At 55.1% G+C, this 12,547-nt stretch carries 13 protein-coding genes; 10 read left to right on the plus strand and 3 right to left on the minus strand.

Translation table 11 applies throughout. From position 1 onward, the window contains the following. Positions 1-132 precede the first annotated feature (132 nt). Positions 133-1,812, minus strand: a complete 1,680-nt coding sequence (locus tag HNQ59_RS08720) for a diguanylate cyclase (protein WP_184037870.1) — start codon at positions 1,810-1,812, stop codon at positions 133-135. A 66-nt stretch (positions 1,813-1,878) separates the two neighbouring features. Next, positions 1,879-4,701, minus strand: a complete 2,823-nt coding sequence (gene uvrA / locus HNQ59_RS08725; RefSeq protein ID WP_184037873.1) for an excinuclease ABC subunit UvrA — start codon at positions 4,699-4,701, stop codon at positions 1,879-1,881. Between the two features lie 109 nt (positions 4,702-4,810). Between uvrA and HNQ59_RS08730 the strand changes: the two genes are divergently transcribed. The 10 genes from HNQ59_RS08730 to HNQ59_RS19990 all read left to right on the plus strand — a co-directional run bounded on the left by HNQ59_RS08730 (position 4,811) and on the right by HNQ59_RS19990 (position 11,198). Next, complete coding sequence (locus HNQ59_RS08730; RefSeq protein ID WP_184037876.1) at positions 4,811-6,187, plus strand: MFS transporter; 1,377 nt, start codon at positions 4,811-4,813, stop codon at positions 6,185-6,187. Beyond that, entirely contained in the window at positions 6,188-6,691 is a 504-nt protein-coding gene (locus HNQ59_RS08735; protein WP_184037879.1) for a single-stranded DNA-binding protein, read from the plus strand. Positions 6,692-6,882: 191 nt separating this feature from the next. Next, on the plus strand, positions 6,883-7,251 hold the full coding sequence (locus tag HNQ59_RS08740; protein ID WP_184037881.1) for a DUF6404 family protein: 369 nt from the start codon (positions 6,883-6,885) through the stop codon (positions 7,249-7,251). Between the two features lie 141 nt (positions 7,252-7,392). Then, positions 7,393-7,845, plus strand: coding sequence for a macro domain-containing protein (locus HNQ59_RS08745; protein WP_184037884.1), 453 nt, complete (start codon positions 7,393-7,395; stop codon positions 7,843-7,845). A gap of 94 nt (positions 7,846-7,939) precedes the next feature. Next, positions 7,940-8,572 (plus strand): M23 family metallopeptidase, encoded by a 633-nt coding sequence (locus HNQ59_RS08750; protein ID WP_184037887.1) that lies wholly within the window; start codon positions 7,940-7,942, stop codon positions 8,570-8,572. Between the two features lie 86 nt (positions 8,573-8,658). After that, complete coding sequence (locus tag HNQ59_RS08755; RefSeq protein WP_184037890.1) at positions 8,659-9,282, plus strand: hypothetical protein; 624 nt, start codon at positions 8,659-8,661, stop codon at positions 9,280-9,282. 75 nt (positions 9,283-9,357) lie between these two features. After that, entirely contained in the window at positions 9,358-9,792 is a 435-nt protein-coding gene (locus tag HNQ59_RS08760) for a VOC family protein (RefSeq protein ID WP_184037893.1), read from the plus strand. 119 nt (positions 9,793-9,911) lie between these two features. Continuing rightward, positions 9,912-10,322, plus strand: a complete 411-nt coding sequence (locus HNQ59_RS08765; RefSeq protein WP_184037895.1) for a hypothetical protein — start codon at positions 9,912-9,914, stop codon at positions 10,320-10,322. Positions 10,323-10,345: 23 nt separating this feature from the next. Beyond that, positions 10,346-10,780: a hypothetical protein gene (locus tag HNQ59_RS08770; protein ID WP_184037897.1), complete on the plus strand. Its 435-nt coding sequence runs from the start codon at positions 10,346-10,348 to the stop codon at positions 10,778-10,780. 130 nt (positions 10,781-10,910) lie between these two features. After that, a complete protein-coding gene (locus HNQ59_RS19990) occupies positions 10,911-11,198 on the plus strand; it encodes an antibiotic biosynthesis monooxygenase family protein (RefSeq protein ID WP_184037899.1) in 288 nt (95 codons plus the stop codon). Between the two features lie 395 nt (positions 11,199-11,593). Here the strand turns inward: HNQ59_RS19990 and HNQ59_RS08780 are convergent, their stop codons facing one another. Further along, positions 11,594-12,319: a YebC/PmpR family DNA-binding transcriptional regulator gene (locus HNQ59_RS08780; RefSeq protein ID WP_184037901.1), complete on the minus strand. Its 726-nt coding sequence runs from the start codon at positions 12,317-12,319 to the stop codon at positions 11,594-11,596. Between the last annotated feature and the right edge of the window lie 228 nt (positions 12,320-12,547).

Here is a 12,547-nt window from a genome sequence, read left to right on the forward strand (position 1 = left end):
GGCGTGACGCACACAAGACATCTAGATGAAATTTTGACCACAGCTCTCATACGGCGCACTTGCCGATCAGCCAGAGGCATCCAGCCCCCTGGATATCAGCGATGATGAAGGCGAATGCTCACTCAGGATGCATCAGGCAACACCAGGCACTGCTACCACACGATTACGGCCTAGATGCTTGGCGCGATACAACAACTGATCCGCCTCAGCCATGGCCAGCGGAAAGGCCCATCCAGTGGGCCACGTCGCCAGCCCCATACTCAACGTGACCCGCAGATCCGGGTGGGAGAGGTGCCAGGCAAAGCCCTCGACGGCGCTACGCACTTGTTCGCACAGTGCGATGCCCTCTGCGATCGGGACATCAAACAGCAGGATGGCGAACTCTTCTCCTCCAAAGCGCACCGCGATGTGCTCATTGCCCACACACCGGCGCAACACCAAGGCAATCCGCTTCAGGACTTCGTCACCCATGGCATGTCCAAAACAGTCATTGATCTGCTTGAAATGATCCACATCCGCCACGGCGATCAGCACCGCTGTATCACCACGCCGCGCCATCGTGCTCTCATCGGCCACACGCAGCTCCAGATAACGACGATTGTGCAACCCGGTCAGCGGGTCGGTAAGGGCCAATTGCCTGAATTCCGTCACCAGCCGGGATTTTTCCCGATCCGCCTCGATCAGCTCTCGGCTGACACGTTGCAGCTCTTCATTCGCTGCAGCCAGATCCGCATGGGAACGAGCCAGGGCTTCATTCTGCGAGCGCAGCAATTGGGTCTCCTGCCGGGCGATATCCAGCTCAAAGCCGATTCGCAATACCGACAGGCGGCTGTCGAATGACTCGCGCTCCAGCTCGCGATACAGATTGTGATAACGCTCAAACCATGTCAGCGCCGAGACAAAATCGCCTGCGGTGCGGCAGAGCGTAGTGTAGTGCTGGTATAACGCCAGCTCCTGTCGGCGGGAGTGGGTTTCGACAGCCACCTCCAGCGCCCACCCCAATTCGACTTCGGCCTCTTTGAACAAGCCGCAGTCGATCAGGGCCTCAACCAATGAGACACGCCCAGCCAATGCGCCCGCCAGATCGCCGCTTTCCTGCAACGAAATGACCGCCTCTCTCAACAATTTCAGACCAGAATCTCTCATACCACGGTATTTGATGCGAAAGCAGGCGAGATGGAGTTTGGCAATTGCACTACGCGGCAGATGATGCTGGGCTGCAATGTCGCACGAACGCTCAAAGGCGGCCTCTGCACCATCGTAATCGCCCAGTTGATCCAAGCAGATGCCCAATGAAGACAAGGTAATCGACAGGTGTCGCCACCAGCTTCGCGCCTCACATTCAGCTATCAATTCAAGATAATGTTTATGTGCCTCGGCTGCCCGGCCTATGGCAAGATAGGTAGAGGCCACCCCATGCAGGGCTGACAGCTTTTCCTCGACCCAGTCAGGTGAGGCAGACAGGCACTGATACGCTCTGATCAGATAATCAATTGCCGTTTCGTAATCGCCGCTCTGCTCATAGGCCAAGCCCAAGCCTCGCAATGCCAGGCCCTGCTCCCGCTGGGCATCGACCTGTCGAGACAAGGCAAGTGACTGGTCGAAATCCATCAATGCCGAACGTAACGAGCACATCGCCAGTTGCGCCATGCCGCGCCAGTAAAACGCCTCGGCGCGGGCCTGCCGATCACCCACCTGCTCCGCCTCCGCCATCACCGTGCCGGCCAGCTCACACGCCACCACTGGTGATTCATTGTGCAGAAATTTCAATCGCTCGAAATGTGCTTGATAGCTGGCTGATGAATCCGACATATCACATCCCATTCCATATTGCCCCAACTGCTGCAGGTGAGACACCCCACCCTAGGGCCTCTCAGATCAGTTCTGCAACAAACGTTGCAGATAATGGCCGGTGTGGCTGATTTGACTGGCTGCAACCACTTCCGGCGCACCGGTGGCAATGATCTGACCGCCACCATCACCCCCTTCCGGCCCCAGATCGACCAGCCAGTCCGCTGCCTTGATCACGTCCAGGTTATGTTCGATCACCACCACGGTATTGCCGTGGCTTGCCAGCCGTTGCAATACTGTCAACAACAGATCGATATCATGGAAATGCAAACCCGTGGTGGGCTCATCCAGAATATACAGAGTGCGGCCCGTATCACGTTTTGACAGCTCCAGGGCCAACTTGACCCGCTGCGCCTCACCACCTGACAAGGTAGTGGCCGACTGCCCCAGGCGGATATAGCCCAACCCTACATCCAGCAAGGTCTGTAGCTTACGCGCCACCACAGGCACCGCCGAGAAGAATTCATGCGCCTGCTCGACTGTCATTTCCAGCACCTCGTGGATACTCTTGCCTTTATAGTGCACTTCCAAGGTTTCACGGTTATAGCGCTTGCCATGACAGACATCACATTGCACATAGATATCAGGCAGGAAGTGCATCTCCACCTTGATCACCCCATCGCCCTGACACGCCTCGCAACGCCCCCCTTTGACATTGAAGCTGAAGCGGCCAGGCCCATAGCCCCGCTCACGTGCAGCGGGCACGCCGGCGAACAACTCACGGATCGGCGTGAACAGCCCGGTATAGGTGGCCGGATTGGAGCGCGGCGTGCGCCCGATCGGGCTTTGATCGACATTGATCACCTTGTCGAACAGCTCCAGCCCTTCGATCGCATCATGTGGTGCGGGCTCCAGCGACGAGCCATACAGGTGGCGCGCGACCGATGCATACAAAGTGTCATTGATCAAAGTGGATTTACCCGAGCCGGACACGCCGGTGATGCAGGTGAACAAACCCGCTGGAATCTCAAGATTGACGCCCTTCAGGTTGTTGCCGGTCGCATTCAGCACCCGCAGATAGCGCTCAGGGTTTGGCTCTCGGCGCTGCGCCGGCACCTGGATCTTGCGCCGGCCTGACAGGAACTGGCCCGTGCTGGATGCCTCGTTGGCCATGATCTCTTCCGGCGTACCGATGGCCACCACCGTACCACCATGCTCCCCTGCGCCTGGCCCCATATCCACCACGAAATCCGCCGCCCGGATCGCATCTTCATCATGCTCGACGACAATGACCGTATTGCTGAGATTCTTCAGATGCTGCAAGGTCGCCAACAACCGGTCGTTGTCGCGCTGGTGCAAACCGATCGAGGGCTCATCCAACACGTACATCACCCCGGTCAGGCCCGAGCCGATCTGACTGGCAAGCCGGATGCGCTGGGCCTCTCCACCGGACAAAGTATCCGCAGAGCGGTCCAGTGACAGGTAGTCCAAGCCCACATTGACCAGAAACTGCAGACGATCCGCGATTTCCTTGACGATCTTTTCTGCGACCGATGCTTTCGCCCCCTCGAATTGCGTATCCTCGAAGAACTTGCGCGAAGTACGCAGCGCCATCTGGTTGACCTCGTGCAAGCTCTTGCCACCAACCCGCACATAACGCGCCTCTTTACGCAACCGCGAGCCCGCACATGACGGACAAGGCTGGCTGTTCTGGTATTTGGCCAGCTCTTCCCGCACCGTGACGGAATCCGTCTCACGGTAGCGCCGCTCCAGATTGTTGATGATGCCCTCGAAGCCATGCACCCGCTCGAATTTGGAGCCCTTCTCGTTCATATAAGTGAAGGCAATCTCTTCCTTGCCCGAGCCATACAACACCACCTTCTGGATCTTGTCCGGCAACTCCTCAAAAGGCGTATCGGTATCAAAGGCATAGTGCCGCGCCAAGCTCTCCAACATCTGGAAATAGAACTGATTGCGTCGATCCCAACCTTTCACCGCCCCTGCTGCCAGACTCAGGTGCGGGAACTCGACAACCCGTTTAGGGTCGAAAAAGCTGATGTTGCCCAAACCATCACATTTCGGGCACGCCCCCATCGGGTTGTTGAATGAAAACAGACGTGGCTCCAGCTCTGGCAGGCTATAACTGCACACCGGACAGGCAAATTTGGCCGAGAACCAGTGCTCCTGGTTCGTTTCCATCTCGACTGCAATTGCACGACCATCAGCATGGCGTAGCGCGGTTTCAAATGATTCGGCCAACCGTTGCTTCATGTCGGCCCGCACTTTCAGCCGATCCACCACCGCCTCGATGGTGTGCTTTTTGTTCTTGTCGAGCTTGGGCACGCTGTCGATATCATAAACCTCGCCATCCACCCGCAACCGGACAAAACCTTGAGCCCGCAATTCATCGAACAGATCCAGGTTTTCGCCTTTGCGCCCGATCACCAGGGGGGACAGGATCATCAGCTTGGTATCCTCTGGCAGCGCCAGCACATGGTCCACCATCTGGCTGACCGTCTGTGACTCCAGGGGCTTTTCGTGATCAGGGCAATATGGCGTCCCCACCCGTGCGAACAGCAACCGCAGGTAATCATGGATTTCCGTGACCGTCCCAACCGTGGAGCGCGGGTTATGGCTGGTTGCTTTCTGCTCGATCGAGATCGCTGGCGACAGGCCCTCGATCAGATCAACATCAGGCTTTTCCATCAGTTGCAGGAACTGCCGGGCATAAGCCGACAGCGACTCGACATAGCGACGCTGGCCTTCCGCGTATAAGGTATCGAAAGCCAGTGAGGATTTGCCAGACCCAGACAAGCCCGTGACGACGATCAGTTTCAATCGCGGCAAGTCCAGATTGATATTCTTCAGATTGTGGGTGCGAGCACCCCGGATACGGATGAGATCGTTCATAGAAGGCAGGGTCAACGGTTGTGCGGCGCCCGCGTTAGGATTGAGCAGGCCAATCTGCTAATATACCGGACTTCTTTTTCCCATTCCATTCAGTACTTTTTCGTTCTTGATGAAATCCTCCCCTCTATCCGCATTCGAATTACGTGCCAGCTTGAGCCTTGCCGGAATCTACAGCTTGCGGATGTTCGGCATGTTTTTGATTCTGCCGATCTTCGCACTGTACGCGCCGCAACTGCAGGGTGGTGACAATCACACCCTGGTCGGCGTGGCCCTCGGCGCCTATGGGTTGACCCAGGCCATTCTGCAATTGCCCTTTGGCATACTGTCTGATCGCATTGGCCGCAAAAAGGTGATTTACATCGGGCTGATCCTGATGGCACTGGGTAGCTTGGTCTGCGCCTCGGCCACTGACATCTACACCATGATCCTGGGCCGCGCCCTGCAAGGCGCTGGGGCAATCTCGGCGGCCATCATGGCGCTGCTGGCCGACCTCACCCACGAGGAGCACCGCACCCAGGCTATGGCCATGATCGGCATGAGCATCGGCCTGACTTTCGCCGCCTCGCTCGCCGCTGGCCCATCGCTCTATCACTTGCTGGGCATGCCAGGCATCTTCGTATTGATCGGCGTCTTATCGATCGCCGCCCTGATCGGCGTCTGGCAGATCGTGCCGCAACCCACCTTGTCACGCTTCCACTCAGACGCCGAGGCCAGCCCCACCAAATTACGCGATGTCCTGCGCGACCCGCAGCTGCTCCGGCTCAACTATGGCATCTTTGCGCTGCATGCCGCCCAAATGGCCATGTTCACGGTCATGCCACTGGTGCTGAAGAACACCGGCCATCTCAGCGCCGACCAGCATTGGCAGGTGTACCTGCCCATCATGGTCGGGGCATTCATCTTCATGGTTCCGGCCATCATCTACGGTGAAAAAAAAGCCCGCCTGAAACAGGTATTCGTCAGTGCCATTGCGCTGATGCTGCTTGCCCAGGCAGGCATGGCATTGGCGTTGAATTCGTTTTGGGAGATCGTTGCATTGCTGGCGTTGTATTTCCTGGCCTTCAACATTCTGGAGGCCACCCTACCCTCGCTGGTCTCAAAAATCGCCCCAGCAGCCGCGAAGGGAACCGCAATCGGCGTGTATAATGCCACCCAATCCTTCGGTGCTTTTCTTGGTGGTGCATCAGGTGGTTGGTTATACAACCACTATGGCACGCCTGCCGTATTCGGCATGTGCAGCTTGATGATGCTGGGCTGGCTATTGGTCGCCAGCTCAATGCGCCCGCCCCTTCCGGTCAAGACACAAATGTTCCATATTGGTGATGACTGGCAAGGCGATGTACGCGAACTGTCGCGCCGCCTGGGCGGCCTGCACGGCGTCAAGGAAGCAGTTGTGATTGCCGAAGAACGCGTGGCGTACCTGAAAGTCCTGCCTCAGGACTGGGACGAAGCCGGCGTAATGAAACTGATTCAGGAGACGAATTGAATGGCCTCTCTCAACAAAGTGATGCTGATTGGCAACCTGGGCCGTGACCCGGAAGTCCGCTACATGCCCAATGGCGATGCCGTCGCCAACCTGGCGATTGCCACGACCGACACCTGGAAAGACAAAAATGGTGACAAACAGGAGCGCACCGAGTGGCACCGCGTGGTGATGTATGGTCGTCAAGCGGAAATCGCCGGCGAATACCTGAAAAAAGGCCGTCCCGTCTATATCGAAGGCCGCCTGCAAACCCGCAAATGGCAAGACCAGCAAGGCAACGAGCGCTACACCACTGAAATCATCGCAGACCGCATGCAGATGCTGGGTGGTCGTGACGGTGGTGGCGGCGGCAGCTTTGATGACGGCGGCTACAGTGACAACATGGGTGGCGGAATGCCCGCCAGCAGCCCCGCCCCACGCCAAGCCGCACCCCGCCCCGCCCCGCCCAAAGCAGCTGCCTCGAAGCCCGCGAGTTTTGACGATTTCGAGGACGACATCCCATTCTGATGCACCACGCAGGTGCGTCACCGCTGGAGACAAAAATGGAGCCTTACCAGGCTCCATTTTTTATTCATCGACCATATTTGAAATGAGTAAATAGCAAATAATGAAAAAAAGCGTGTAACATGCTGAGTCACACATACATAAACCAAATATGCACCTGCACAGGTGTATATTTCACGTTAGCGAGCTTACCTATGAAATTTGAACTCAAGCGGAATCAAGCATTAGAAATAATGGCCAAAACTGGCGTTTGGCGTAATCACTACGAGCCACCCGCTTTCAGGGCTCTCTGGAAAATGGGCGCCAAAATTCCGCCACCTCATTTCACTCCATTCATACCTCTCGCCATTTGCATGGGTTTAACTTTCGGAGTTATGTGGGGAATTTTCATGTGGCTGTTTATGTGGTCACATACAGGCATTGAATTGGAGCACGCACTTTGGGCATCCGGCCTCGCTGGCTTGCTTTTTGGCTTTCTCATGGCGCTTTATTACACATACGGAAAGTACAAATACAAATTGCCCAATTGGAGTTCGCTTGGTACTGAAGTATCCCGCTCCTAACCTTTCGGTCAACGTGACGGCCCAAAGCTGCGCTTCGGGTTCCCTCCGTGCCTGCGGCATTCCGGTCGCACGTTATCTCCAACGTTAACCATCACCAAAACACTCGGCGTAACTATACCTACAACGTTAGGACTCGCTGCCATGCATGTTCTGCAAGGTGATCTTCTTACCTTAGCCATGGAAGGGCATTTCGATGTCCTGATCCATGGTTGTAACTGTCAGCACACGATGGGCGCCGGCATTGCGAAGCAAATTCGAACCCGCTTTCCGCAAGCGTATGAGGCTGACTTGTGTACCGAAAAGGGCTCTCACAAGCTTGGCTGCATCAGTACAGCTCACGTCCATCTGACCGATCATTCTTTTGTCATTGTCAATGGGTATACTCAAATTCATTGGCGCGGTGCTGGCGTGAAGGTTAGCTACGACGCACTGCGGTCAGTCATGTGGCATGTTAAGCAAGATTTTTCTGGGCTGCGCATCGCTTATCCAAAAATTGGTACAGGCCTCGCCGGCGGTGATTGGAATTGCATTAGCGTAATCATCGAAGAGGAATTAGCAGGTGAAAATCACTGTCTTGTCGAGTACCTGCCCTAACACTGCGGTCAAGGCCACTCCCTTCGATCGCTGGACGTTGCGCGATAAAGCGCCGCGCAACGTCCCATACCTCCAACGTTAGGCACCATAAGCAATGAGCCAGTCTCTCATACTCAATCCTCCGGTGCATGGTCAGTGGGCGATCCTGAATCCGCCAGGCCACCCCAAACTTGCTTTCGATTTCTTGGCCGTTGATGACCAGCGATCTCCCTACAACGGGGTGAGTTTGCTCCAACACATTTTTGCCACCATATCTGTTGACGCTACGCTCGCCTGGGGTAAGCCTGTATTCGCAGTGATGGATGGAACTGTGGTGGCCACAAGCGACGGCACCCCGGATCGGCAACGAATCTCTATGGCCAGAGACTTATTTCGGCTTATGTTCTTCGGCCCGAAGATTGCGCCTCCATTTTCTGCTCTGGGTGGTAACCATGTCATTCTGAAATGTGGCGATGTCTATCCGCTCTATGCGCATCTGAAAAAAGGCTCTGTGTGTGTTCGTCCAGGAGACATAGTGCGCAGTGGTGACCAATTGGGGCTGGTAGGAAACTCGGGGTCTTCACTTCAACCTCATCTCCACTTCCAAGTCATGGCTACCCCGGAGCCGTTCCCGCTATTCAAAAATCTTGTTCCATTTGTGATATCTTCCGCGCAGAAGCGTATGAATGGCAAATGGCAGTCAGTCGAACGCGAGGCATTGGCGAATGGTGTGCATCTACAACTGTAGCCTGGCAATGATGCCCGGCCAGGCAATCAACCGAACCTGCGCGAAAAGCGGCGCAGGCCGATTACTTCTACGTTAGGCGTCTTCATATGACTCTTCGCGACTTCCATCGAACCTCGGCATTTGTCATTGTCGCGTTTGCGGCAATGCACATTGCCAATCATCTTGCGTCGTTAAAAGGCGTCTCCACGCACATAGCGTTTATGGAAATTGCTCGCACTGTCTACCGTCATTGGGCCATCGAGAGCATTCTTCTCTTCTGTGTGGCTTTTCAGGTGGCCAGCGGCTTGTGGTTTGTGATTCGTGGCTGGAGTCAGCGCAAAGGCTTAATACCCTGGCTACAGGCTGGGTCGGGTGCATACCTCGCCTTCTTCTTACTCGTTCACGTTGGAGCCGTTCTATTTGGGCGCGCTGTCCTGCAGCTTGATACCAACTTTTACTACGCTGCGGCAGGTCTTCACGTCCCGCCCAATCAATTATTCTTTGCTCCTTACTATTTTCTTGCCGTTACCGCACTTTTTACGCATCTCGGTTGCGCCGCGTACTGGCAACTTCAAACAGCATCTGACTCAACCAGGGCATTTGTGGTTGGAGGCGCGATAGTCGCCGGTGGTGTCATTGCTTTGCTCATTGTGCTATCGCTTGCTGGAAAGCTTCAGCCCGTCAAAATTCCTGCCAATTACAAAGCCACTTATGCAAAGCAAGATGGTTAACCCTACAGTCGAGCGGACGCTCACTTCCACGCTGGGCCACATAGACGCGCCGGGGTCAAGTACAGGAGCAAGCACATGCCAATCAAACGAATGGACAATATTCTCATCGTTGTTGATGATCTTGAAGCGACGAAAGCATTCTTCATCGAACTGGGCCTCAAACTGGAGGGCGAAGCGACCGTCGAAGGGCCAGGGGTTGGGGCTCTCATCGGTCTGACAGATGTGAAGGCCACACTTGTCACTCTCCGAACTCCCGATGGTCAAGGTGTTGAGTTAGATAAGTTTCACACTCCCAATCCGATCCGCTTTGGCCCTGTGAATGCACCAGTAAACACCCTCGGCATACGCCGCATCATGTTCGAGGTTGAGGAAATCGACGGTATGGTCACACACATGCTCGCACACGGCGCGGAGCTCATCGGTGAAATGAACTACGAGAACGCATATCGTCTGGCCTACATACGTGGCCCTGAGGGCATCATTGTTGCCCTTGCCGAGCAACTGCGCTGAGTACCACATGGCGAATTGCCCCTACACTTTGGTGCGACCCAACCCTTTTATCGAGCGGACGGTTTCCGGCGGGCTTCACCCGCCTCCAACCGCCGCTCATGTCCAACACTAGGCGCCTCATGTTGCCACCCGTCAGCGCCATCGTCGGTATCGAAATGATTCGAGATGGGGGATCCCTGCGAGCTGAATTCATAGGAGTCAATGGGTCAAATTATTGCCTTCATTTCGAGCTAATCTCTGAAGAATCTTCCACTGGTGAGTTAGTACGTTTAGGCTACGAACGACCCGTAGTGTTTGAACGATTGAGGCTTCGGGAAGAGAATAGGATCGTATGGGAGGCAATCAATCAGGTTGAGGTGTCATGGGTGCACGCGACAGTGCTCTTGCAGCAACTTCGCGCCCATCCACAAAGTGAGCATGACTTTAAATGGCTTGCCACCATGGAAGAGGTCGCGAAATCCGAGGGGGCAATTCCAGATGATATTCTGCGTGCTCTTGGGCCAGTGCGTGCCCTTCGCCCCGACGCCTAACTCAAACATTAGGAATCGTATTAATGAGCTTGCTCTGCGATCTATTCGTCAATTCCCGCGAAGAGGCTTTGGCTTACGAAAGCACTGCTTCGCTGGATAGAAGTAACAGAATAAAGCGGTTTGCCCCTGTAGAATTCAAGGGACTTACAAGTCTGGAGTTCGGTACTCTTTGGGCTATTCTGGAAAACGAAGAATGGAACCCCGAGAAGCACATGTTGATTGATGTCGCCTTTGGCGAGGGCGGCGAATCATGGCTTCATCAATTTCAAGATGAGTATGTCGCGTTACTTTCAAAACTCGAGGAGACTGATGTCAACGCAGCAGCGCACGAGTGGAGCCAAACAGAAGAACTATCTTGTTCTGCTGACGACATACATCCCGTTGTAGTTGCGCTTGTGCGCCTATCGCAACAATCCATTTCGCAATGTAAAGGCTTGTACATGTGGGGTTCGCTGTGACTCCTAACCCTGCAATCAACCTGACCGGCCTGACGGTCGTCGGGTTATTTCCACGTTAGGCATCGCGGGTGCAGTACAGTGCTCTTTCGGCACAGAACTGGTCCAGTTTTTCACCATAGGGAGTCATTCCATGTTTTCACGCGTAATGCATATTCAATCGAAGCCAGGAAGGCTTGCAGAGATCACCAGCCTATTCCAGGATTCCGTTCTCCCAGCTCTGAGGCGACAAGAAGGATTTGTCTCAACTCTCTTGTTGACAGATCCCGCAACTGGAAAAGGTATGTCCATAACGATCTGGCAGTCGGAGGAAGCCCTGAAAGCCAGTTCAAGCAGCGGATTTCTAATGGAACAGATCAGAAAGGTAGCCCCCCTGCTTGAAACACCCCCCGTCGCAGAGCAACTGGTAGCTCATCTGTAAGTGAAACCGAGCATCTCACCGACTGAGTACCGCCTTCGCCTAAGCATTTGTGATGCCTAACCCTTCCATCGAGAGGACATGCCCCGGCAAGCCGGGTCATGCCTCTCATATCAAACGGCAGGGGCGGTTGACGTTTTACAGCGAGGGGGAGATGGAAGGAGTGCAAACCTGCAAGAATAAGGTTCCTACACCTATCTCCTACAGGTTTGTGATGCCTCGATCGATGCTCAGTGACGAGCTATAGTGACCCACTAAAAAGCAGCATTGTCAGTTGTAGTTTTCAACAAAACGGCTATCCCTGTAACAAGCAGAGAACCAACTACCAACGCAGAGTATGCAAATAGAAAAGCCCTGCGCACAGACATGCACAGGGCTTGCTTATCCAGCCGATGTATTTATTCGCTGATCAGCGCTGAGGTGTAGACCTCTTGCACATCATCCAGCGACTCCAGTACATCCAGCAGTTTCTGCATTCTGGCCGCGTCGTCGCCGGTCAGCTCGGTTTCGTTTTGTGGCTTCATGGTGACTTCGCCCATTTCAGCCTTGAAACCCGCTTTTTCCAGCGCTTCTTTAACCTGGGTGAATTCATAAGGGGGCGTAATGACCTCAATCGAGCCGTCGTCATTGCTGACCACGTCCTCAGCGCCCGCCTCCAGTGCGGCTTCCATGATCGAGTCTTCGTCAACGCCAGGTGCGAAGATCAAATAGCCGCAGTGCTTGAACTGGAACGAGACACAGCCGTCCGTGCCCATATTGCCGCCGTACTTGCTGAAGGCATGGCGCACATCCGCCACGGTACGGGTTTTGTTGTCGGTCAGGCAATCCACCATGACCGCCGCACCGCCAATGCCGTAGCCCTCGTAGCGGGCCTCTTCATAGGTCACGCCCTCCAGCTCGCCGGTACCGCGCTTGATGGCGCGGTCGATGTTGTCGGCGGGCATGTTCTCTTCTTTGGCCTTGTCCACCGCCAGGCGCAGGCGCGGGTTGAAATTGATATCACCACCGCCCATCTTGGCCGCCACGGTGATTTCCTTGATCAGTTTGGTGAACACCTTGCCGCGCTTGGCGTCTTGACGGCCTTTACGGTGTTGGATATTGGCCCATTTGGAGTGACCAGCCATATTGACCTCGATTAAGTACTTGAGTCTGGGAAAAACGCGATTCTACCATGCCCACCACCAGCCTGGCTGGGCCACGTTGGCCCAGATTCTGCCGATGCGGCCTCATCGCCCTCCGCTGCGGCATCCAAGGAGGCCCTGATCCGTTAGGCCCGCTACTCGCCGCAATGCCGCTTTGGCGAGGGCGGAGGTGATATGGCCGGTATGGCTTCACAAGTCACGGTCAAGGCA

Source organism: Chitinivorax tropicus, assembly GCF_014202905.1.
GTDB lineage: Bacteria > Pseudomonadota > Gammaproteobacteria > Burkholderiales > SCOH01 > Chitinivorax > Chitinivorax tropicus.